22 protein-coding genes and 1 tRNA gene are annotated in these 22,699 nt (G+C 59.4%); 9 read left to right on the top strand and 14 right to left on the bottom strand.

Annotation, left to right across the window (positions count from 1 at the left end; translation table 11 throughout):
- Positions 1-4: 4 nt before the first annotated feature.
- The 3 genes from AAHA41_RS13130 to mdtH all read right to left on the bottom strand — a co-directional run bounded on the left by AAHA41_RS13130 (position 5) and on the right by mdtH (position 2,714).
- Complete coding sequence (locus AAHA41_RS13130; protein ID WP_043851148.1) at positions 5-466, bottom strand: acyltransferase; 462 nt, start codon at positions 464-466, stop codon at positions 5-7.
- A complete protein-coding gene (locus tag AAHA41_RS13125; protein ID WP_323070745.1) occupies positions 463-1,389 on the bottom strand; it encodes a helix-turn-helix domain-containing GNAT family N-acetyltransferase in 927 nt (308 codons plus the stop codon). The genes AAHA41_RS13130 and AAHA41_RS13125 overlap by 4 nt, the downstream gene beginning before the upstream one ends.
- Before the next feature lie 128 nt (positions 1,390-1,517).
- Positions 1,518-2,714 (bottom strand): multidrug efflux MFS transporter MdtH, encoded by a 1,197-nt coding sequence (gene mdtH, locus AAHA41_RS13120; protein ID WP_043851147.1) that lies wholly within the window; start codon positions 2,712-2,714, stop codon positions 1,518-1,520.
- Between the two features lie 92 nt (positions 2,715-2,806).
- Between mdtH and AAHA41_RS13115 the strand changes: the two genes are divergently transcribed.
- Positions 2,807-3,700: a LysR family transcriptional regulator gene (locus AAHA41_RS13115; RefSeq protein WP_033112980.1), complete on the top strand. Its 894-nt coding sequence runs from the start codon at positions 2,807-2,809 to the stop codon at positions 3,698-3,700.
- A 30-nt stretch (positions 3,701-3,730) separates the two neighbouring features.
- On the opposite strand, the gene AAHA41_RS13110 is transcribed toward AAHA41_RS13115, so the two are convergent.
- Complete coding sequence (locus AAHA41_RS13110; protein ID WP_323070746.1) at positions 3,731-5,503, bottom strand: M4 family metallopeptidase; 1,773 nt, start codon at positions 5,501-5,503, stop codon at positions 3,731-3,733.
- 351 nt (positions 5,504-5,854) lie between these two features.
- Here AAHA41_RS13110 and AAHA41_RS13105 point away from each other — a divergent pair, with 351 nt between their 5' ends.
- Entirely contained in the window at positions 5,855-6,409 is a 555-nt protein-coding gene (locus tag AAHA41_RS13105; RefSeq protein WP_043851146.1) for a GNAT family protein, read from the top strand.
- Positions 6,409-6,960, top strand: a complete 552-nt coding sequence (gene rimJ / locus AAHA41_RS13100; protein ID WP_323070747.1) for a ribosomal protein S5-alanine N-acetyltransferase — start codon at positions 6,409-6,411, stop codon at positions 6,958-6,960. Before AAHA41_RS13105 ends, rimJ begins: the two co-directional genes overlap by 1 nt.
- A 54-nt stretch (positions 6,961-7,014) precedes the next feature.
- Here rimJ and AAHA41_RS13095 read toward each other — a convergent pair whose 3' ends face one another.
- The 3 genes from AAHA41_RS13095 to AAHA41_RS13085 all read right to left on the bottom strand — a co-directional run bounded on the left by AAHA41_RS13095 (position 7,015) and on the right by AAHA41_RS13085 (position 9,876).
- Positions 7,015-7,263, bottom strand: a complete 249-nt coding sequence (locus AAHA41_RS13095) for a hypothetical protein (RefSeq protein ID WP_042030661.1) — start codon at positions 7,261-7,263, stop codon at positions 7,015-7,017.
- Between the two features lie 308 nt (positions 7,264-7,571).
- Positions 7,572-8,633, bottom strand: coding sequence for an oxidoreductase (locus tag AAHA41_RS13090; protein ID WP_323070748.1), 1,062 nt, complete (start codon positions 8,631-8,633; stop codon positions 7,572-7,574).
- 79 nt (positions 8,634-8,712) lie between these two features.
- Positions 8,713-9,876, bottom strand: coding sequence for a multidrug effflux MFS transporter (locus AAHA41_RS13085; RefSeq protein ID WP_323070749.1), 1,164 nt, complete (start codon positions 9,874-9,876; stop codon positions 8,713-8,715).
- 235 nt (positions 9,877-10,111) lie between these two features.
- Between AAHA41_RS13085 and rdgB the strand changes: the two genes are divergently transcribed.
- Positions 10,112-10,705: an RdgB/HAM1 family non-canonical purine NTP pyrophosphatase gene (gene rdgB, locus AAHA41_RS13080; RefSeq protein WP_033112987.1), complete on the top strand. Its 594-nt coding sequence runs from the start codon at positions 10,112-10,114 to the stop codon at positions 10,703-10,705.
- A gap of 74 nt (positions 10,706-10,779) precedes the next feature.
- Positions 10,780-11,925 (top strand): radical SAM family heme chaperone HemW, encoded by a 1,146-nt coding sequence (gene hemW, locus AAHA41_RS13075; RefSeq protein ID WP_323070750.1) that lies wholly within the window; start codon positions 10,780-10,782, stop codon positions 11,923-11,925.
- Between the two features lie 117 nt (positions 11,926-12,042).
- Here hemW and AAHA41_RS13070 read toward each other — a convergent pair whose 3' ends face one another.
- Together AAHA41_RS13070 and zntR are read right to left on the bottom strand one after the other, a co-directional pair.
- Positions 12,043-12,282 carry a ribosome alternative rescue factor ArfA gene (locus tag AAHA41_RS13070; protein ID WP_041209143.1) on the bottom strand — a complete coding sequence of 80 codons (240 nt, stop codon included), beginning with the start codon at positions 12,280-12,282 and terminating at the stop codon, positions 12,043-12,045.
- Between the two features lie 170 nt (positions 12,283-12,452).
- On the bottom strand, positions 12,453-12,905 hold the full coding sequence (gene zntR / locus AAHA41_RS13065; protein ID WP_041209144.1) for a Zn(2+)-responsive transcriptional regulator: 453 nt from the start codon (positions 12,903-12,905) through the stop codon (positions 12,453-12,455).
- 421 nt (positions 12,906-13,326) lie between these two features.
- Here zntR and purH point away from each other — a divergent pair, with 421 nt between their 5' ends.
- The 4 genes from purH (at position 13,327) to AAHA41_RS13045 (ending at position 17,478) form a co-directional block, all read left to right on the top strand.
- Positions 13,327-14,919, top strand: coding sequence for a bifunctional phosphoribosylaminoimidazolecarboxamide formyltransferase/IMP cyclohydrolase (purH, locus tag AAHA41_RS13060; RefSeq protein ID WP_323070751.1), 1,593 nt, complete (start codon positions 13,327-13,329; stop codon positions 14,917-14,919).
- Between the two features lie 109 nt (positions 14,920-15,028).
- Entirely contained in the window at positions 15,029-16,321 is a 1,293-nt protein-coding gene (gene purD / locus AAHA41_RS13055) for a phosphoribosylamine--glycine ligase (RefSeq protein ID WP_043851138.1), read from the top strand.
- A 247-nt stretch (positions 16,322-16,568) separates the two neighbouring features.
- Positions 16,569-16,943 (top strand): cytochrome b562, encoded by a 375-nt coding sequence (locus AAHA41_RS13050; RefSeq protein WP_041209147.1) that lies wholly within the window; start codon positions 16,569-16,571, stop codon positions 16,941-16,943.
- Positions 16,924-17,478 (top strand): cytochrome b/b6 domain-containing protein, encoded by a 555-nt coding sequence (locus AAHA41_RS13045; RefSeq protein WP_323070752.1) that lies wholly within the window; start codon positions 16,924-16,926, stop codon positions 17,476-17,478. Before AAHA41_RS13050 ends, AAHA41_RS13045 begins: the two co-directional genes overlap by 20 nt.
- Before the next feature lie 165 nt (positions 17,479-17,643).
- Here AAHA41_RS13045 and AAHA41_RS13040 read toward each other — a convergent pair.
- The 5 genes from AAHA41_RS13040 to rpsU all read right to left on the bottom strand — a co-directional run bounded on the left by AAHA41_RS13040 (position 17,644) and on the right by rpsU (position 22,526).
- Positions 17,644-17,720: transfer RNA gene (locus AAHA41_RS13040), tRNA-Ile, on the bottom strand.
- 176 nt (positions 17,721-17,896) lie between these two features.
- Positions 17,897-19,792, bottom strand: coding sequence for an RNA polymerase sigma factor RpoD (gene rpoD / locus AAHA41_RS13035; protein ID WP_263975067.1), 1,896 nt, complete (start codon positions 19,790-19,792; stop codon positions 17,897-17,899).
- Between the two features lie 183 nt (positions 19,793-19,975).
- Positions 19,976-21,763: a DNA primase gene (gene dnaG, locus AAHA41_RS13030; protein ID WP_323070753.1), complete on the bottom strand. Its 1,788-nt coding sequence runs from the start codon at positions 21,761-21,763 to the stop codon at positions 19,976-19,978.
- A gap of 88 nt (positions 21,764-21,851) precedes the next feature.
- A complete protein-coding gene (locus AAHA41_RS13025) occupies positions 21,852-22,295 on the bottom strand; it encodes a GatB/YqeY domain-containing protein (protein ID WP_005341238.1) in 444 nt (147 codons plus the stop codon).
- A 15-nt stretch (positions 22,296-22,310) separates the two neighbouring features.
- Positions 22,311-22,526, bottom strand: a complete 216-nt coding sequence (gene rpsU / locus AAHA41_RS13020; RefSeq protein ID WP_005309452.1) for a 30S ribosomal protein S21 — start codon at positions 22,524-22,526, stop codon at positions 22,311-22,313.
- Between the last annotated feature and the right edge of the window lie 173 nt (positions 22,527-22,699).

The following is a 22,699-nucleotide window of genomic DNA, read 5'->3' as shown; positions in this document are numbered from 1 at the left end:
ACTCTCAAAAGGTGCGCAGCAAACGGGCCGGATTGCCGGCATAGGTGCCGGGGATCTCTATATCCCGGGTGACCACGGCTCCGGCACCGATGACGGCGCCCCGGCAGATGCGGACCGGTAAAATGGTGGCATTGGAGCCTATGCAGACCTCATCCTCAATGACGGTTCGGCCCCAGTGGGCCGAGTCCGGATCGGGAGAGCCCTGCTTGAAGAGATCGTTGGCAAACATCACCCCGTGACCGATAAAGCACCCTTCACCTATGGTGACGTGCTCGCAGATAAAGGTGTGCGACTGGACTCTGGTTGCGCGGCCGATGGTGACGTTGGCCTGCACTTCCACGAAGGGGCCGATAAAGACATCGTCCGCCAGAGTACAGCCGTAGAGGTTGACGGGCTCAACCAGTTTCACCCGCTCGCCGAAACTGACATCACAAATGCCAACGGTGTGCCGTGTCGGCTCGTTCATGATGCGCCTCTCTGTTCCAGATCGAGCAGCATGCATATTTCGCAATCCCCGTGGCCGGTGCAGCCAAGGGGGCCTGGCAGATGTTCAAACCCGAGGGATTCGTAGAGGCTGGTCGCCTCGCGCAGTACTTCGGTGGTCTCCAGATAGCAGCGCCGATAGCCAAGGGTGCGCGCCTCGTCCAGCGCCTGCAACACCAGCCGCTTGCCCAGACCCAGACCACGCAGGGCGGGCAGGAAGTACATCTTCTGCAATTCGCAGACTCCCTCTTCTCCAGCCAGCGGCGCTATGCCACCGCCACCGAGGATGGAACCGTCCGGCCCAGCGATGACCCAGTAGCGGCTCGCCTCCTCCTGATAGGTTTGATAGAGCCTGTCCAGATTGGGATCCGAGACGCCATATCCCTTGTCGGCGGTGAGCCCGTACTCCGCCGAGACGGTGCGGATAACGGTCGCGATGCGGGGATTGTCTGCTTCTGTGATAGGGCGAATATGGTAGCCCTGCTGGCGGCGAGCGCGGGAGAGAGCGCTGCGGTAGAGCAGCATGCCGCTCCACAGCTGCTCGCGCTCGGATTGGCTCAGCTGCGCTAGCATCTCTTCCATGGCGTGATCCATCTCCCGATGCAGCGTCAGCAGCATCGCCTGACCCTCGGCTGTGAGGCGGGCCTCCTTGCTGCGGCCATCGGAGGGGTGGGGATGCCAGCTGATAAGGTCGCGTTCGGCCAGGCGGGCCAGCGGGCGGCTGGCATTGGATTTGTCGATACGCAGTTTCTCGGCCAGTTGCTGGTTGGTGGCCGGTGCGCTCTCCAGCTCGATCAGCAGGTGTGCTTCGATGGGAGTGAGTGCCAGCTGGCCACAGTGCTGGGAGAGCATGCCAAGTTCACGAACCAGATCGCGCGACAGGGCGCGCAGGGGACGGGGATCCATGTCGGGATTTCCTGTTTAGTTGTGCCTGACAACTAAAATAGTCAAAAAGTTGTAATGCGCAACTTTTTTATCGTTCCGGCGGACTAGCAATAGCGGCAGCCCTCGGGGCTGCCGCAGGGTAGCGCTCGTCAGGCTGCGGCTCTGGCGGCCAGTTCCGGACGGCGGGAGAAGCAGTGGGCAAGCAGCAGCATGGTGGCCACGCCCACCGTACCCAGCACCAGCCATGGGAGAGCGGGTTGTCCCTGCTGCATGGCGTAATCGTAGAGCGAGCCGCCCCCCACGTAACCGGTCATGCCGCCGACGGCGAGGCCGAGCCTGCTAAAACCCATATAGCTGCCCCGGGCTGCCGGATTGGCCAGCCGTGTCATCAGGGTCTCCCGGGCTGGTTCGCAGATGATGATCCCGAGATAGAAGCAGGCCAGCAGCACGAAGAGGCCGGAGAGGGTGCTGACGAAAGCGACCAGACCTATCCCCACCGTCATCATCAGGATGCCTGCCAGCAGGCGATTCTCGAGGCGATAGCGCCGTTCGCTGAAACGGGCGATGGGGTAGAGCAGCGCCAGTGACAGCGCCGTCTCCAGGCTGTACATCCACCCCACGGCGGTGGTGCTGCCGGATAGCTGTTTGACCAGAATGGGGAAGATCAGCATTACCTGCACCCAGAGCATGTAGTAGCCGCTTAAGATCAGCACCAGCCGGCAGAAGGCGCGATCCGCCAGCACCTTGCCTAATCCCTGACGCATCGGCGTCGGCTTGATGGAGAGGCGATAGGCGGGCAACAGCGTCCAGTTGCAGAGTGCTGCCAGCGTGAAGAGTCCGGCGCCCAGCAGACAGACGTAGGTGAAGTCAAAGCGCAGCAGCCAGCTGCCGAGCAGGGCGCCGGTGACGGCACCTGCGCTCTCCAGCATCATCAGCAGGGAGATGAAACGGCCCCGTTCATGAGGGCGGGTGAACTTGATCACCAGCGCGGCCCGGGGCGGGTCAAACAGGCAACCGCCCAGTCCGGAGAGGAAGCAGGAGAAGATGAGCATGGCGCCGCTGTCGGCCCAGGCCAGCGTAGCGAAGCCGATGGCCCGCAGCAGCATACCGGTGACGATGAGCGGGCGGGCGCCGAAACGGTCGGCGAGCGAACCGCCGAAGATCCCCAGCCCCTGCTGGGTCAGCTGGCGCAGCCCGAGCGCCAGACCTACCAGACCGGCGGCCCAGCCGAGCTGGTCGACGAAGCGCAGGCTGATCATCGGCATCACTACAAAGAAACCCAGGATCACCAGTGTGGTATCCAGCGCCAGAAACCAGCGTCCCCAAAACCTCGCCCTATCGACCATAACGCCCTCTCATTTACAGATAACTTCATTCTGGAGAGGGTTTAGATATAGTGGTAGACGACAACTACCTATATTTCATATCAGGATTATTTATGTCTATGGATCTGGACGATCTGCAACTGCTGCTGGATGTGGCCGAGCTGGGCAGTTTTAGTCAGGCCGCAGCCATCCGCGGCTGGTCACAACCACTGGTGAGCCAGCGGATTGCCCAGCTGGAGGTGAGCCTCGGTGCCCCACTGTTTCAGCGTCATCGGCGCGGTGTGACGCCGACCCGTGCCTGCGAGGAGTTTCTCCCTGCCGCTCGCTCGGCGCTGGCCACCCTGAGTGAAGGACGGTTGGCACTACAGGGAGCACCGGCACTGCCCTGTATCCGTCTCTCCAGCCTTCCTTCGCTCACCTCGGTGGTGTTTGGCTCGTTGTTGATGGAGCTGGTGGACGAGCCGTTCGAGATCCGCTGCACCACGGATCACTCGGGCGACATCATGCAGGCGCTGCTGACTGGGGAGGCGGATATCGGCTTTGTGCTCAAACGCCCGCCGGTCTCCGGCCTGCAGATGGAGCTGCTCTGCTGCTCTCCCATCATCGCCATCGCCTCACCGCTCCATCCCCTGGCAGGCTGCCACGGCCTCACGTTGGAAGATATCGCCGATCAGCGGCTGGCCCCCCAGGTGTGGGGGCCGGGGTGTGATGCCTTCATTCAGCAGTTGCGGCGGATCCGCCGAGTTGCCAGCCCCATTCACGGCATACAACCGGCCAGTGCGGCGCGGGAACTGGCGCTGGAGCACGGCTTTATCACTTTGATGCCGGAGCTGGCGATTGCGCGGGATCTGGAGATGGGGCGACTGATCAGGCTCGATGTGGTCAATTTGCCGCAGGATCACTGGGACGTCATGATGGCCTGGCGCGGTGGCAAGCGGCCCAATCCCGCCAGAGAGACGGTACTGGCCATGGCCCGGTCACTGGCCAAAAGGTGGCGCAAGGAGTAAAGGGCGCGGGGTTGCCCCCGCGCCGGAGGATCAGTAGCTGGCCTTGAGGGTCACGCCACTGAATGCAGCAAAGCCGGAGAGCTGGACGTACCAGGTACCTGCCTTGGGATTGGTGAACGAGCAGCTTTCGTTGTTACCGCCCTTGTAGGGACGGCAGTCGTAGCTGCTGCTGGTGGGGGCAGAGCCAAAGCGGACGTAAAGGTCGGCATCACCGGTGCCGCCGCTGCTGTTGATCTGCAGTGACTTGGTGCCCGCCGGTACGGTCAGGGTGTAGTTGAGCTTGCCCCCCTTGCTGGCGGAGAGATTGCTCAGCGGCACGCCATTTTTCAGCTCGTTGTCGCTTGGCGGTGTCGTACCGCAGCTGGCATCGACCCCGACGGTCTGGAAGGCCCGCACCACATCGGCCTTGTTGTAGCCCAGATCGGCAGTTGCCCGGCTGACGCCGCAAGCCCCTTGTTGGTAGTCGGTGTTGGCACCCCAGTAGAGGCGGTTGGCCAGCACGAACACCTCGAACGCCTTGCGGGTGTTCCAGCCGCTGCTGTTGGCCAGCAGGTAGAAGGCGCGGTTATAGACCCCAGAGCTGTGGTGCACGTCGATGCCGTCGTAGTAGTCGCTGGCATGGCCGATGGATTTGCCATCACGGGTCGGATCCTCGAAGTAGCGCAGGGAGCCGTTGCCCTTGAAGATCTGCGCCCCGACCAGCCAGTCGTTGCTCCCCTTCATGTAGAACTCGGCCGCTTCCCCCGCCATGTCGGAGAAGGCCTCGTTGATCCCCCCGGATTGCCCCGAGTAGACCAGCCCCGAGTTCTGTTCGGTAAAGCCGTGGCTCACCTCGTGGGCTGCCACGTCGAGGCTTACCAGCGGGTAGAAGGTGGTGGCCCCGTCCCCGAAGGTCATCTGGCTGCCATCCCAGAAGGCGTTCTCGTAATTCTTGCTGTAGTGAACCCGCATCTTCAGCTTGAAGGTCAATGGCGCCGTGTTGTACCAGTTGCGGTACATGTCGAATACCACGTTGCCGAAGTAGTGGGCGTCGTTGAGCGGTGAGTAGGCACCGTTGATCTCCTTGACCCGGTTCTCCGGGCAGGTGAACTGGTGAATGGTGCCGCCAGAGGTGGCGTGGTTGAGGTTGATGGTATCGACGTTGGGGCTGGTCATGCGGCAGCTGTCATCGACGATGAGCGGGCCAAAGTCGGTGCCATAGAAGTATTTGCCGGTTTTGATGTTGCCCCCGGGGCCGGTGGCGTCCTTGTGGTTGATCCCCTCCCAGCGTTTGAGCTCCTCGCCGCTCTGGGCATCGAGGATGACAAAGGGGCGGCTCGGTTTGTCACCTTCCGCAACGAAGGAGACCTGATAGACCAGTCGGGCCAGACCGTTCTCGTCCTGCATCACGTAAAGCTTGATCTGCTCGTTGCTCCCCTTGCTGCCCGCCTTGGCCTTGCTGGCGGCATCCTGTGGCGAGAGGGTTGCGACCGGGCTTGCCACATCCTGATCAATCTGGCGCAGCATGCGCCCGCTGGCCTGCTGCAGCTGGCCGCTCAGGCTCTTGTCGGCCACCACGACCTGGCCCATTACCGGAATGCCGTTCCAGGTCTGCTCGTAGCGGATCCGCTGTTGTCCGTTGGGCAGTTTGACTACCCGCACCTGACGAAACTCGCCATCTTCCAGCTGCAATGTGCCGGAGCCGGCATTAAGGCCAGACATGGCTCTGGCGCTGCTTGCGTTAACGTTGATCTCGACCTCTTGTGCCGCCATGGCGGCACCTCCCCAACAGGCCAGTGCTACGGCCAGAAATACTTTATTCATCTCTTCTTTCCTTAAATCGATGATGTTGTTGAACCGACCCTAGGTCGGGCGTTTTCAAGCTAGTTCGGGGGTAAAAAAGTGCCTCCTGTCAGATGTGACAGCGCAGCACAGAGGGGTAGCAGAATCTGCTGAATGGCCCATTTTGGGCATCAAAAGGAGCCGTTCAAAGAGAGTTATCCGGTTTCAGAGAGCCACCCTCCTCTTTGGAGGGAGATAAATAGTTCTGGGCTGCCGCCTCTTCGTACCAAGAGGGGAAATGAGGAGGCGGCAAAAGTGGCTGGCGTGCCAAGTTGCGATTGGCTACATTGGGGCTGCCCCATGTTTTGGCGACTGATTTAAAAGGAGAATCCCATGTTTTCATGGCAGTTGGATGACGAGCTGGCGCTGCTCTTCTTGCAGCCAGACATGGCGAGCGAGCTGTTTGCCCTCTGCAATGACAACCGGGAGTACCTCTCCCAATGGCTGCCCTGGCCCCCTTTCATTTTGCGTTCAGCCGACAGCGCAACTTTTATCCGTCATGCCATCGAGAAGTTTGCCCGTGGCGAGGGGCTGACCACCGCCATCGAGTATCAGGGGGAGGTGGTTGGGGTCATTGGCTACAACAGCATCGATCACGATCTGGGCAAGGTAGTCATCGGCTACTGGCTGGCGGAGCGCTGGCAGGGCAACGGCATAATTACCCGGGCTTGTCATGCGCTGATCCATCACGCCTTTGAGGAGATGGGGATGGAGAAGGTGGAGATCACTGCCGCGACCGACAATGAGCCCAGCAGAGCCGTCTGCGAGCGGCTCGGGATGCAGCAGGAGGGGATTACCCGGCGCGCGGAGCGGCTCGGTTCCCGGGTCGTGGATCATGTTCACTACAGCCTGCTGCGCGACGAATGGCTTGGGCAGAGAGACTCCTGATGGCGCTCCCCCATATCAAAACCCCGCGAGCCCACCTGACGCTGCTGACCCCCGATCAGGCCCCTATGATCCTCGACTTTTACCGGCGCAATCGCGACCACCTTACCCCGTGGGAGCCGCTGCGCGACGACCATTTCTACACGCTTTCTTACTGGCATAACCGGCTGCAGGATAGCTACAGCCAGTTTTTCAACGGCACCGGTGTCAATCTGGTGGCGCTCGATCCGTCTGGTGAGCGGGTGATCGCCACCTGCAACTTCAGCAACATCATGATGGGGATCTTCAAGGCGTGTCACCTCGGCTATGCCATCGACCGGCAGCATGAGGGGCTGGGGCTGATGCAGGAGATCCTGACTGCCGCCATCGACTATCTGTTTCGCGAGCAGGGACTGCATCGCATCATGGCCTGCTATATGCCCGCCAACCTGCGTAGCGGCGCCTTGCTGGAGCGACTCGGATTCGAGCGGGAGGGGTATGCGCGGGAGTATCTGATGATCAATGGCCGCTGGGAGGATCACATCCTCACCTCGCTGATTAATCCGGCGCCTTGAGCGGCAGATAAAAAAAACGGGCCCATGGGGCCCGTCTTTCAATGAGGTGCAGGCTTAGTTGGCCTTGGCATCGCTCACTGCAGCTTCAACCTTGGTAGCAGCTTCGTCAGCAGCTTTTTCAACGGTTGCAGTCGCTTCGGAGGTGGCTTTCTCTACGGTAGAGGTGGCTTCGCTAGCGGCTTTTTCTACAGTTGCAGCAACTTCGGCGGCCGGAGCAGCAGCAGGTGCGGCAGCTTTTTCTTCTTTCTGACCGCAAGCGGTCAACATCAGACCCAGGATACCGGCTACCAGTACTTTGTTCATGTGCATTCCCTCAAAAAAAGATGGAGAGATGGTCGGAACAACCATCACTGCGCCCACCGTGACCCGGAATAAAACAAGAGGCCGGGACTCAGGCAGGCGGGCGCAATATAGCCCCATTGGTTACCGATGAAAACGGATATCACAATGACATTTTTTCGTGCAGTGGATAAAAAGCTCCACTGCAACGACTGATATCAATACAAGATGCCGCTTATTTGTGGTTGATGCACAATAAACCACCAAGTTATTGATGTTGATTGGCAGTTTAAACGGTATCCATATCTGTCAGAGCGGCAAGCTGCACCGCGTTAGTCAGACAGCTTCTGACAGCTCAGCCGTTGCCCCAAGCGGTTGCTCTCGCGGGCAAGGTCCAGCAGAGCCATCACCGCCAACGCTTCCGTAGCCGGTACCGGGTTATCTCCCTCACCTCTGATGGCGGCACAGACACCGCGGTAGTAGGCGCCGTAATCCCCCGCTGCGCCGGTCAGGCTCTGTTGCTGCAATTGGCCATCCACGATACGACTGAGTTGACCGGGTTCGCTATCCAGCCCCCAATCCGCTGCCGGTGGCCGCTTGCCCAGCTTGAGCTGATCTTCCTGCACATCCATACCGAATTTGACGAACGAGCCCTGACTGCCGTGAATGACAAAGCGGGGCATGGCGGCCGATACCAGACAGCTGCCATGCAGGATCACTCGCATCTCGCCAGACCGTTCACCATAGCCCAGCACCACATGGAAGTAGTCATCAGCCAGGGCGCCGGGGCGCTGTCCGGCAAGGTCTGCCTGCAGCCAGTCCGGTTGGCCGAACAGCTGTAGCGCCTGATCCAGCACATGGGGGCCGAGATCGAACCAGAGGCCGGAACCCGGGCCACCCGCTTCACGCCAGCGCTGGCGCACTTCGGGGCGATAGCGATCGAAGTGCGACTCGAACTGGGCGATCTGCCCCAGTGTCCCCTCGGCAATCAAACGGCGCACGGTAAGAAAATCCCCGTCCCAACGGCGGTTGTGGAAGATGCTGAGCAGCCGCTGCTGCTTTTCGGCCAGCTCGACCAGCTCTGCCGCTTCGGCCAGATCCAGCGCAAAGGGCTTGTCGATGACGACATGTTTGCCTGCCAGCAGCGCCTGACGGGCCAGAGGAGCGTGGGTATCGTTGGGGGTGGCGATCACCACCAGATCGATGGTCTCATCGCTCAGCACTTCTTCCAGTGAACCGACCCGGCAGCCGGGCAGATCGGCCAGCACCTTGGCAGCATCGCTGCTGACTATCCAGCTCAGGGACAGACCGGGCGTGGTGGAGAGGAAGGGGGCGTGGAAGGTCTTGCCTGCAAAGCCATAGCCCACCAGGGCGGCGTTGAGAGAGTGGCTCATCAGTGTTCTCCGCTGACGTCGAGTGACAAACGAGAAGGGGGCCCATGGCCCCCTGAGTGTGCCCATCAGAGCACAGGATTTATTGCAAACACAAGCGGCGTCCGCGGCGTGTCATCAGCATCACCAGGGGCGGCAGCAGCAGCCACATATGCAGTGCCAGCTGGCTGAGCGGGTCGTGCATCAGGGCGCCGGTCAGGCCAACCAGGGCACCGGAGCCGCTCATCTGGAACAGGCCGAGTAGGGCGGCAGCGGTACCGGCGCAGTGGCCGAACGGTGCCAGCGCCATCCCGGCGGCCGAACCCAGGATCATGGCAAAGCCGATGCTGGAGAGGAATACCGGACCCATCATCGCCAGCGGATGTTCTATGTGCATGGCCAGCGTCAGGGCGATGGCCGAGAGCATCAATACCAGCAGGCCGATACGCAGGGTGCGTCTTGGCCCCACCTTGGCGATAAAGCGCGGCGCCATGAAACAGGCCAGAATGTTGAGCGCGGCGTTGGCGGTAAACCAGTAGCTAAAGCCGCTCATATCCAGTCCCAGCTTCACCATCAGTTGTACCGGCGCAGCGGTGACATAGGCGAGGATCACCGCCATCGCCAGCATGCACAGCGCCGCGTTGAACAGGAAGCTGGGGGAGCGCAGTACCGGGCTGTAGCGCGACCAGCTGATGAGGGCCCCTTCGCTGCGGGTCACCTCAGGGCGGGTCTCCGGCATCCGCCACAGCAGCCAGCTGCCGACGATGAGCGCATAACCGGCCATAAACCAGAAGTTGGCCGACCAGCTCGCCTTGGCGGTGAGCCAGCCACCGAGCAGGGGGGCAAGGGCCGGGATAAAGCAGATGGCACCATTGAGATAGGAGATCATCTGGCCGCTCTTTTTCGGACCATAGCTGTCACGCACCACCGAGAAGGCGGCGACCGAGGTGGCGCAGGCGCCAAAGCCCTGCAGTACTCGCGCCAGCATCAGTTCACCGAGGCTGGCGGCGAACCCTGCGCCCAGCGCGCTCAGACCGTAGAGCAGAACGCCGCCCAGAGCAACCGGCTTGCGGCCATAGCGGTCGGCCAGCGGCCCGACCAGCAGTTGTCCCAGCCCCATGCTGAACAGGAACCAGGTGATGGTGCCCTGCATCAGGGTCACTTCCGCCCCGAGCTGTTCGGCCATCTGCGGAATGGCGGGCAGGTAGATGTCGATGGCCAACGGGCTGAACAGCACCAGCAGTACAAGTAAAAGAATCAATGGCATCTGTCACCTCTCTATCAGCCGGAATTGAATTGGTGCGCGAGTCTACTGGCTCAAAGTAATGAATAGAAATGGTATTTAATCACTTTGGTTATTCCTCTGTGGAAACATGTATCAAAAAGCGCTCTATTGAAAGGGGGTTAACTCCCGCTCAAGCCATGGCTGCTGCTGTAATTGGCGCTTTTACTAAACGCTTGCGCCGCATAGAATGCGCTGATTATTTTTGCGGAGGTGCTCGATGAACAAGCTTGTCCTGGCAACAGGTAACCAGAAAAAGGTGAAGGAGTTGGCCGCCATGCTGGCCGACATGAAGATCCAGGTGATCCCGCAGAGCGAGTTTGCTGTCTCCGATGCCGACGAGACCGGCACCACCTTCGTTGAAAACGCCATTATCAAAGCGCGCCATGCCGCCCGTATCACCGGCCTGCCCGCCGTTGCCGATGACTCCGGTCTGGAAGTGGATCTGCTGCAGGGTCGTCCCGGGGTCTACTCCGCCCGCTTTGCTGGTCAGGGGGCCGGTGACAAGGCCAATATCGAGAAGTTGCTGGCTGAGCTCAAAGGTGCGCCCGATTATCTCAAGAGCGCCCGTTTCTGGTGTGTGCTGGTCTATATGCGCCACGCCGACGATCCTACCCCCATCATCTGTCAGGCAAGCTGGGAAGGGATGATCATCGATGAGCAGCGTGGTCAGCATGGTTTTGGCTATGACCCCGTCTTCTTCGTGCCGGACCACGACTGCACTGCGGCCCAGATGCCGGCCGAGCTGAAGAACCAGCTGAGCCACCGTGCCCAGGCGCTGGCCAAACTGAAAGCGGCGCTGGCGGCTCACTGAGTTAAGCCTCCACCGCCCATCGCATATTGTCATCTACAATGGGGGCCTTGAGCCCCCGTTTTATTGGAACGTCCATGCTGCAACTGCCGCCGCTCTCTCTCTATATTCATGTGCCCTGGTGCGTCCAGAAGTGCCCTTACTGTGACTTCAACTCCCATGCCCAGAAAGGGGAGTTGCCTCACCTCGAATATGTCGCCGCCCTGCTGGAGGATCTAGATCAGGATCTGAAGTGGGCGCAGGGACGGCCGCTCTCCTCGATCTTTATCGGTGGCGGTACCCCCAGCCTGCTGACGGTCGAGGCGATGCAAACCCTGCTGGATGGGGTTCGGGCCCGCATTCCGCTCACTGCAGATTGCGAGATCACCATGGAGGCTAACCCGGGTACGGTGGAAGCGGACAAGTTTGCCGGTTTCCAGCGCGCCGGCATCAACCGCATCTCCATCGGTGTGCAGAGCTTCCAGCAGGAGAAGCTGACCCGGCTTGGGCGTATCCACGGCCCGGAAGAGGCGCGCAAGGCCGCCGCACTGGCCCATGCCATCAAGTTGCCCACCTTCAATCTGGACCTGATGCACGGTCTGCCGGATCAGAGTCTGGATGACGCTCTTTATGATCTGCAGCAGGCAATCGACTGCGCCCCGCCGCACCTCTCCTGGTATCAGCTCACCATAGAGCCGAACACGGCGTTTGCCTCCAAACCTCCCAAGTTGCCGGAAGATGACACCCTGTGGGACATCTACGAACAGGGCCACGCCATGCTCACCGCCAGTGGTTATCGCCAGTACGAGATCTCGGCTTACGCCAAAGAGGGCTATCAGTGCAGTCACAACCTCAACTACTGGCGCTTTGGCGACTACCTGGGGATTGGTTGCGGTGCCCACGGCAAAGTGACTGATCTCGCGGATCAGCAGATCCTGCGCACTGCCAAGGTGAAGCATCCGAAAGGGTATCTGGACAAGAGCCGCACCTATCTGGACGAGCAGTGGCAGGTGACGGCAGACGATCTGCCGCTCGAATACTTTATGAACCGCTTCCGCCTGTTTGAACCGGCCCCCAAGGCGGAGTTCGAGGCCTATACCGGCTTGCCACTGGAGCGGGTGGAGACGGTGCTGACCATTGCACAGAGCAAGGAGCTGATCGACGATCTGGGCGACAGCTGGCAGCTTACCACCCTCGGTCATCGCTATCTCAACGTGCTGCTCGAACTGTTTATGGATGAGTAAGCGTCCTGTTGAGTCGCGCTTTTGAGGCGGTGAGTTGGCGTTGCCAAATCGCTTCTTCTGTCAAAACAATCAGGGCGCCATTGGCGCCCTGATTGTTTATGGTCGGTAGAAACCCGCTCAGCAGCAGACGCGGATCATCTGCTGTTGGCCGGGCTCCCACCGCTTGCCAAATTTGGCCTTGCGCTGGTAACTCCCCTTGCCCTTCTTGTTGCGCTCGACCCGGCTGCGAAACAGCGGATCGGAGAGCAGGGCGTGCAGATGGTTATCCTTTATCTCGCCGCGCTGGTGGGCATAGTTACCCCCTTGCGCATCTTCCTCACGGGGGAGGGCGGGTTGGTCGACCCGAATCTTGGCCATGATGGCTCCTCTTCTTGCTCTTGCTGTGTTGACTCTTGTGTCGGGATGGCGGTTTTTGCAGCGGGCGCCTCTTCAGATGAGTGCCCGGTAACCGGATGCACTGGCACCGGTTAAAAACGCGGCGAGTTTGTCACCAAATCGCCGCTGGTGCAATGAGCGGGCTGGTGCCGTCAGCCAACGTGGTCATGCTCATCGTGGTTATGATGCTCGTGATGAGCGGGAGCTCCCGACTCCAGCGTCTCCAGAATGGCGCAGTGCTCCGCCGAGCGCGGCCCGCCGCAGCAGATATTGGAGAGCTCGCGCAGGTTGTCGCGAAAGCGGGTCAGTTCGATGATCTTCTGCTCCACTTGGGCCAGCTTGGTGTCAGCTACCGCTTTTACCTCCTGACAGGTGACCTTGGCCTTGTTGGTATCGAGGTCGAGCAGCTCGCCGATATCGGCCAGCGAGAATCCCACCGACTTGGCGCGAATGATGAACTCCAGCCGTCGCTTGTCCTGCTCGCTATAGAGACGGTAGCCAGACTCGTTACGGATCCCCGGCGAGATGAGCCCGTTCTTCTCGTAAAAACGCAGGGTATCCGCCTTGACCCCGCACGCCTTGGCCAGTTCACCGATCCGGTACATGCCCTTTTCTCCCGTTGGATATGCGACTCAACAAAACCGGAACCCACTATCACCCCTTTGCCGGACGATTGCCAGCCAAGGGCATAAAAGGGGCAGACAAAAGTTGGTTTGGCCGCTCTTTTGCCATAAAACCCTTAAATGGCAAACGTTTGGCGAAAATCAAGTGGCAAACGTTTAACGCCGCGCCACGCAAGGGTTTTGCTATTTAAAAAATCCACCACCCGTCACATTTTTTGTGTAGAATACGCGCCCATAAGAGAGCGCCGCACCAAGCGGGCATTTCTTAAAGCACTTTTGCCGTTGTCAGGCCTGTGGCGAGAGTGGTTTGCGAAATCCCCCCACTTCCATTTATTTGGGGACTCTCTGTGTTGAGCCTCGCCTCCCATGGAACGGTCCCCGTTATGTTGAGGACGATAGTGTGATGGAACAAGCTCGACCCATTCGCCGTGCACTGCTGAGTGTGTCTGACAAAACCGGCATTCTGGAATTTGCCAAGGCACTCAACGAACGCGGCGTCGCCCTGCTCTCTACTGGCGGTACTGCCAAGTTGCTCGGCGAGGCGGGTCTGCCGGTGACCGAGGTCTCCGACTACACGGGTTTCCCTGAAATGATGGATGGCCGGGTCAAGACCCTGCACCCCAAGGTTCATGGTGGTATTCTCGGCCGTCGGGATCAGGATGACGCCATCATGGCCCAGCACGCTATCTCCCCCATCGACATGGTTGTCGTCAACCTCTACCCCTTTGCTGCTACCGTTGCCAAAGAGGGCTGCACCTTGGCCGATGCGGTCGAGAACATCGACATCGGCGGCCCGACCATGGTTCGCTCTGCGGCTAAAAACCACAAAGATGTCGCGATCGTGGTCAAAGCTGCCGACTACGATCGGGTTATTCGCGAGATGGATGCCAACGGCAACAGCCTGAAACTGGCCACCCGTTTCGATCTGGCCATCGCCGCCTTCGAGCACACCGCTGCCTACGACGGCATGATCGCCAACTACTTCGGTACCATGGTGCCCTCTTATGGTGACAACAAGGAGGGTGACGAGGAGTCCCGCTTCCCGCGCACCTTCAATAGCCAGTTCATCAAGAAGCAGGACATGCGCTACGGCGAGAACAGCCATCAGGCTGCTGCTTTCTATGCCGAGGAGCATGCCGCGCCGGGTTCCGTCTCCAGCGCTGTCCAGCTGCAGGGCAAGGCGCTCTCCTACAACAACATCGCCGACACCGATGCGGCGCTGGAGTGCGTGAAGGAGTTCAGCGAGCCGGCCTGCGTCATCGTCAAGCATGCCAACCCCTGCGGCGTGGCCGTCGGTAACGACCTGCTGAGTGCCTACGATCGCGCCTACCAGACCGATCCCACCTCCGCCTTTGGCGGCATCATCGCCTTCAACCGCGAACTGGATGGCGCCACCGCCAAGGCCATCGTCGAGCGTCAGTTCGTCGAGGTGATCATCGCCCCGACTGTCAGTCAGGAGGCCCGCGAAGCGGTCGCTGCCAAGCAGAACGTGCGTCTGCTCGAATGCGGTCAGTGGACTGCACCGGCGCAAGGGTTTGACCTCAAGCGCGTCAACGGCGGCCTGCTGGTGCAGGTGCGCGATCTCGGCATGGTGACTTTGGGTGACCTGACCGTGGTCAGCAAGCGTCAGCCGACCGAGGCCGAGCTGCAAGATCTGCTGTTCTGCTGGAAAGTGGCCAAGTTCGTCAAATCCAATGCCATTGTCTACGCCAAAGATGGCCAGACCATCGGCGTTGGCGCCGGCCAGATGAGCCGCGTCTATTCGGCCAAGATTGCCGGTATCAAGGCGGCAGATGAAGGGCTGACCGTGGCGGGCTCCGTCATGGCCTCCGATGCCTTCTTCCCGTTCCGCGACGGCATCGATGCCGCCGCCGCAGCCGGTATCTCCTGCGTGATCCAGCCGGGTGGCTCAATGCGTGATCAGGAGGTGATCGACGCTGCCGACGAGCACGGCATGTGCATGGTCTTTACCAACATGCGCCACTTCCGTCACTGATGGATCAGGGCCGCCACGGGCGGCCCTTTTGTTGTCTCTTTTCCACTGACTATTGCGACCGGCTTCCCTCTGGCGGAAGCCTGTGACCCACATAGAAGCGAGCGATACGATGAAAGTACTGATCATTGGCAATGGTGGCCGCGAACACGCCCTGGCCTGGAAGGCCAAGCAATCCCCTCTGGTGACCCGGGTCTTCGTCGCCCCCGGCAATGCCGGCACCGCACACGAAGGGAGCATCGAGAACGTGGCCATCGCAGCTACCGATATCCCGGCTCTGCTGGCGTTTGCCAAGGAGCAGCGCATCGGTCTGACCATCGTCGGCCCGGAAGCGCCGCTGGTGAAAGGGGTGGTCGATGCCTTCCGTGCCGAGGGGCTGGCCATCTTCGGTCCGACCGCGGCTTCTGCCCAGCTGGAGGGCTCCAAGGCCTTCGCCAAGGATTTTCTGGCCCGTCACGCCATCCCTACTGCCGAGTACCAGAACTTCACCGAGGTGGAGCCAGCGCTGGCCTATCTGCGCGAGAAGGGGGCACCCATCGTCATCAAGGCCGATGGTCTGGCCGCAGGCAAGGGGGTGATCGTGGCGATGACCCTGACCGAGGCGGAAGAGGCCGTGCGCGACATGCTCTCCGGCAATGCCTTTGGCGACGCCGGTGCCCGGGTGGTGATCGAGGAGTTCCTGGAAGGGGAAGAGGCGAGCTTCATCGTTATGGTCGATGGCGAGCATGTGCTGCCGATGGCGACCAGTCAGGATCACAAGCGGGTAGGGGATGGCGATACCGGTCTCAATACCGGCGGTATGGGCGCCTATTCGCCGGCGCCAGTGGTGACTGATGAAGTACACCGCAAGGTGATGGAGCAGGTGATCATGCCGACCGTGCGCGGCATGGCGGCCGAGGGCAACGTCTACACAGGTTTCCTCTACGCTGGCCTGATGATCGACGGTCAGGGCAATCCCAAGGTGATCGAATTCAACTGCCGTTTCGGCGATCCCGAGACCCAGCCCATCATGCTGCGGATGCGCTCCGATCTGGTGGAACTCTGTCTGGCCGCCTGTGCCGGCAAGCTGGATCAGGTAGAAGCGAATTATGATCCCCGCGTAGCCATTGGTGTGGTGCTGGCAGCTGGCGGTTATCCCGGCGACTACCAGCAGGGCAAGGCCATCAGCGGCCTGCCGGTGGAAGAGGCGAGCGGCGAGAAGGTATTCCACGCGGGTACCCGCCTTGAGGGCGATACCGTAGTGACCGCCGGTGGCCGGGTGTTGTGCGCCACCGCGCTGGGCCACACTGTGGCTGAAGCACAGCAGCGCGCCTATCAGCTGGCTGCGCGGATCCAGTGGGATGGTGTCTTCTATCGCAATGACATCGGCTGGCGCGCCATCGAGCGTGAACAGCAGGCTGGTTGATGAACGGTAACCGCAGTGACAAGCCCCGCCAATGGCGGGGTTTTTTATGCCGAAAAGTGCCTTATTGCCGATGCATTCATGTTGCTGTGGTTAACAAGCGAGGCACTCTTGTCACCATTTGCCACAAAAAATATCATTTTTCACAAACGCTTCACCATGAGTCATGGCATTATGCTGGTGATGAATTCCTGTTTGGATTCATAGGTGACCCTAATAATTTGAGCATGTTGTTATATAAGGAAATCCCATGTTGAAAACTGTTCGCCCCCTGCTGTTGCCCCTGATGTTCGGTCTGATCGCATTGCCTGCCATGGCTGGCGATCTGGAACAGCCGATGAAGAAGATTGGCTTCAACTACAAGCAGGCGGTCAAGGCTGATGATGCGGCTACCATGGAGAAGCACATCAACGAGATGAAGGCTCAGCTCGACATCGCCAAGCAGAAGAACATGCCTGCCGCCAAGAAGGAGAAGTTCCTCGAGGGCATGAATGAGGTTCAGACCGAGCTGGATGCCAGCCTGGCGGCGCTCAAGGCCGGTGACGAAGCCAAGGCGCGCGAGCATCTGGCCAAGGTCAACGACCTGAAGAAGGAGTATCACAAGTATGCCAAGCAAAAAGGGTGATCCCTTTCGCTGGGATGCAGTGGTTCGCCTGACCCATTGGGGTGTGGCGGCCATCTGTATCGGCAATCTCTGGCTCAATGAGGCGGGAGAGGATTGGCACGAGTGGCTCGGTTATACGGCCATCGCGCTGGTCTCCGTGCGTTTGCTCTGGGGGCTCACCTTTGCCCGTGGCTACGCCCGCCTGGGCGCCCTCATCCCCAAAGGTGAGGATTTTCGCCAGCAGATACACGAGATGCGTGAACGGTTGCCACCGGCGCCAGGCCATCATGGCAGCGGCAAGTTGGCGGTATGGGCGCTCTGGTTGCTGGTGCTGGCAACTGCCGGTACCGGCTGGTTCCAGAATACCGAGATGGGGTTTGATCTGGGGGCTGATGATTGGCACGTCTGGTGCACCTGGGCACTGCAGGGCATGATCGCACTGCATCTGCTGGCCATTGGGTTCACCTCGTGGCGTCAGCGCAGCAGTCTGGTGATCCGGATGCTGCCCGCGCTTCCCCGTCACGCCTCAAACCAGCGTCGCGACGAGCAGACCTGAGGCTCAGCATTAGGCTCCTTGCCCTCGCTCGAGGTGCCTGATCCGGACCCTGCCCAGACCCGCCCATGGCGGGTCTTTTCTTATGACTTCATCGATCTCATCACTGGACATTGCCCGATCCGCAGATGCAAAAAGGCCGCTCATGATGAGCGGCCTTTTTCAATTTGGTGGCCCCTGGGGGACTTGAACCCACGACCAATCGATTATGAGTCGACTGCTCTGACCAACTGAGCTAAGGGGCCAAATTGTGCATTTAGCGGCGTGGATTATAGGGGAAGAGGAAAGGGCAGTCTATAGGCATATCAACCACTTGGCGACTAATTGTCCAGCTGGAGCCGGGGGCATGCCGGAACAGGATGGATAAAACAAAGCCCCGCATGGCGGGGCTTTGGCAGAGCAGTTTGACACGGGGTCAGGACTATTCGTCCAGGAAGCTGCGCAGCACTTCCGAGCGGCTCGGGTGGCGCAGTTTGCGCAGAGCCTTGGCTTCGATCTGACGAATACGCTCACGGGTAACGTCGAACTGCTTGCCCACTTCCTCGAGGGTGTGGTCAGTGTTCATGTCGATACCGAAACGCATCCGCAGCACCTTGGCTTCGCGAGCAGTCAGGCCGGCCAGTACTTCGCGGGTCGCGTTGCGCAGGCTTTCGCTGGTTGCTGCATCGGCCGGCAGAGCCAGGGTGGTATCTTCGATGAAGTCGCCCAAGTGGGAGTCTTCATCATCACCGATGGGCGTCTCCATGGAGATAGGCTCTTTGGCGATTTTCAGTACCTTGCGGATCTTGTCTTCCGGCATGCCCATGCGCATGGCCAGCTCTTCCGGGTTCGGTTCACGACCCATCTCCTGCAGCATTTGACGGGAGATACGGTTGAGCTTGTTGATGGTTTCGATCATGTGTACCGGGATACGGATGGTACGGGCCTGATCCGCGATGGAGCGGGTAATGGCCTGACGGATCCACCAGGTTGCATAGGTCGAGAACTTGTAGCCACGACGGTATTCAAACTTGTCTACCGCCTTCATCAGACCGATGTTGCCTTCCTGGATCAGATCCAGGAACTGCAGACCGCGGTTGGTGTACTTCTTGGCGATGGAGATAACCAGACGCAAGTTGGCCTCAACCATCTCTTTCTTCGCACGGCGGGCCTTGGCCTCACCGATGCTCATGCGACGGTTGATATCCTTGATCTGGGCAATCGACAGACCGGTCTCTTCTTCAATCTGCTGCAGTTTGCCGATGGCGCGCTGCACCTCTTCATCCATCTCCATCAGACGGGGAGACCAGGCTTTGCCAGCCTGCTTCTGGTATTCAAACCAGGCAGTTTCGCACTCGTTGTTGGTGAAGGCCGCGACGAAGGTTTTCTTCGGCATCTTGGCCTGCTCAACGCAGAGCTTCATGATGATGCGTTCCTGCACGCGAACCCGCTCCATCATTTCGCGCATGTTGTTGACCAGGCGATCGAACTGCTTGGGCATCAGGCGGAATTGACGGAACACATCGGCCAGCTGGGCGATGGCGGCCTGGGTATCATCGTGCGCGCGACCATTCTTCTGAATGGAGAGGCGGGTCACTTCGTACTGGGCGCGCAGTTCGGCGAACTTCTCGCGAGCGACTTCCGGATCCGGACCACCGTCACCGTCATCGTCAGAGTTGTCGCCGTCTTCGTCTTCATCTTCGTCTTCATCTTCGTCTTCGTCAGCCAGGTCATCCTCGCTGAGTTCGGAACCGATGTGCGTGGCGGTCGGCGCCATATCTTCGGTATCGTTCGGATCGATAAAACCGGAGATGATGTCGGAGAGACGCAGCTGCTCGGCTTCGTACTTGTCGTACTGTTCGAGCAGGTAAGTGATGGCTTCCGGGTACTCGGCTACGGAGCTTTGTACCTGGTTGATACCGTCTTCGATCCGCTTGGCGATGTCGATTTCGCCTTCGCGGGTCAGCAGTTCGACAGTACCCATTTCCCGCATGTACATGCGGACGGGATCGGTCGTGCGACCAATCTCGGATTCAACAGATGCCAGAGCTTGGGCCGCTGCTTCGGCAGCGTCCTCATCGGCGGTACCCCCTTCAGCCATGATCAAGTCATCGGCATCCGGAGCGTTTTCAACCACTTGAATGCCCATATCGTTGATCATCTGAATGATGTCTTCGATTTGGTCTGAATCGACAATATCTTGCGGGAGGTGATCGTTCACCTCGGCATAGGTCAGGTAGCCCTGTTCTTTACCTTTGGCAACGAGGAGTTTAAGCTGAGACTGCGGGGTTTGCTCCATAGAACTCATCCGGTTGGTGCTGCTAGGTTGCGCGTACAGTGCGCTGCTGCGCAAATAGCCAATTCTAATAGAAAACCGCCAGACATGCTATGTCTGGTTGCGGCGTCGGTCATGAGAAACCCCTGCCCGCAGTATTGTCGGGGCCAGGCGGTTATAAAATTTTTGCTTTTCATCCCGTCGATTCGGGCAACGCTATCCATATTGGGACTAATCACTCAAATATCAAGCCCCACTCTCATTTCTTTTCTCAATTTGCACCTCTCTGATCAGCATCATCAACTCTTGGGTTTCTTCGGAGCTTAGTCCTTCCTGAGCCACTTTGGCCTGCAATTCTTCGATCCGTTGTTTCAGAAACAGGTTGATGAAACCGACGAAGGTATCCTGCAACTCTCCCAGAATATCCGGCTCCTGATCGAGTTTGATCTCCTCGAACAGGTCGTGCATCGCAAGCTGGGCGAGGATTTCCCCCTCTTTGGTGCCGCGCCAGTGTTCCAGCAGGATGCCGGTAGTGATACCGGGCTGTGCCAAGATCTGCTGATGCAGCTGCAGCAGGAAGGTAATCCCCTGCAAGCGCAAACCCGCCAGCTCCGGCATTGCCGGTAGCTCTGCCGTCACGGCCGGGTATTGAACCATCAGGGCCAGTGCCCGGCGCAGCGGGGTCAGCTTGGCTGCCTTGGGCTTGTTGATCTCGGCCTTGGGCTGGCTGTTGCGGGCAAAGAGCTCGGCAATTCGCTGCTTGTTCTCGCCCCAGCGCATCATGCTGGAGAGGCGTGTGATCAGCCCCTCGCGGGTGAACCCTTCCGGCACGCGGCGGATAAGTTCTGCTGCCTTGTTGGCCACTTCAAACTTGCCCGCTTCACCGGAGAGCGCCGCGTCGCGACCAAGACGCTCGAACATGAAGTCGGCGAAGGGTTGGGCTTCATCGAGCAGGGCTTCAAAGCCCTCCTTGCCGATTTGGCGTACCAGCGAGTCGGGATCCTCACCATCGGGCAGGAACACGAATTTGAGTTCGCGACCATCCTGCAGATGGGGGAGGGCGTTATCCAGCGCCCGCCACGCGGCTTCACGACCAGCGTTGTCGCCGTCGTAGCAGCAGACCACCTCGGCGGTGGTCCGAAACAGGGTATGGATGTGATCACTGGTGGTCGCGGTACCCAGTGCCGCCACCGCATAGTCGATGTCGTACTGACCGAGCGCCACCACGTCCATGTAGCCCTCAACCACCAGGATCCGGCGTGGATCCTTGTGTGCCTGCTTGACCTCATAGAGGCCGAACAGCTCCCGTCCCTTATGGAAAATCGGGGTTTCCGGCGAGTTGAGGTATTTGGGGGTGCCGTCACCCAGTACCCGGCCGCCGAAGCCGATGACCCGGCCGCGCTTGTCACGGATCGGGAACATGATGCGATCGCGGAAACGATCGTAGCTGCCCCCACCACTCTCACGAGTGATCAGCATGCCACCCGAGATAAGCAGCTGTTCGTGATCCCGGCTGGCACCAAAGCGGCGACGTACCTGATCCCAATCGCTTGGGGCATAACCGATGTTGAAGCGCTTGACCACTTCACCAGTCAGCCCGCGTCCCTTGAGGTACTCCACCGCATGGGGAGCACTCTTGAGATTGCTCTCGTAGAAGCGGGCGATCTGGTTCATCAGCTCGAACAGATCCTTGCTGACGGCCGGTTGGCCATGGCCAGATCCGCCGCTGCTCTGCTCGCGGGGCACCTGCATGCCCTGCTGGCTGGCGAGCTCTTCGATGGCATCGGGGAATTCGAGGCCGTCATACTCCATGACAAAGCCGATGGCGTTGCCGTGGGCGCCACAGCCGAAACAGTGATAGAACTGCTTCTCCTGGCTGACGGTAAAAGAGGGGCTTTTTTCGTTATGAAAAGGGCAGCAAGCCTGGTAGTTCTTACCGGCTTTTTTCAGCCGCACTCGCGAGTCGATCAGCTCGACTATGTCTGTGCGTGCGAGCAGATCGTCGATAAAGGATTGGGGGATCCTGCCAGCCATAACCGTCCTGTTTCACTGCGATAGAAAATAAAAAAGCCGCGCATTCACAAGGAAGCACGGCTTCTTCGACCAAACAAGAGTTTGCCTGTTACGCCAAGCGGGTTTTCACCTGAGCACTGACGGCGCCGACATCGGCACGACCCTGAATTTTTGGCTTCAAGACAGCCATGACTTTACCCATGTCAGCCATGACGGCAGCACCGCTCTCGGCGATGGCTTGCTCGATCAGGGCGGCAATTTCGTCTGCGGTCAGTTGTTGAGGCAGGAACTCCTGCAGCACAACGATCTCGGCGGACTCTTTGTCGGCGAGATCCTGGCGACCGGCAGCTTCAAATTGGCTGATGGAATCGCGGCGCTGTTTGACCATCTTGGTCACGACAGCGAGGATATCCTCATCATTGAGCTCGACACGGGTATCGACTTCACGCTGCTTGATTTCTGCCATCAACAACCGGATAGCGCCCAACCGTGGCTTGTCTTTGGCAAGCATGGCGAGCTTTTGCTGATCCTTGAGTTGATCCTTCAGAGACACGGCATGATCCCTTGATTAGTACAGGCGGATACGACGTGCGTTTTCGCGAGACAGCTTCTTGGCGTGACGCTTAACGGCAGACGCTTTGGCGCGCTTACGAATGGTAGTCGGCTTCTCGTAGAACTCACGGCTACGAACTTCGGACAGGATACCGGCTTTTTCGCAAGAACGCTTGAAGCGACGCAGAGCAACGTCAAACGGCTCATTTTCACGGACTTTGATTACTGGCATGTGCCTTTCACCTCAGTGATAAAATTGTTAGCTGACCTTCAATCGATCAGCATGACTTAAAATGGTGCGAAATTATACTCTGGACAGGGAATGAAAGTAAACCCGCAGAGATCGCTCTGGTTTAAAAAACCCGCGAAGGTTACCATAGCCGTCTCATTTTAGCAGTGAAAATT

The organism is Aeromonas sp. SER (assembly GCF_038739615.1).
Classification (GTDB): domain Bacteria; phylum Pseudomonadota; class Gammaproteobacteria; order Enterobacterales; family Aeromonadaceae; genus Aeromonas; species Aeromonas jandaei.
Note: the sequence above shows the minus strand (reverse complement) of the source record. Positions and strands in the feature narration are given on the sequence as shown.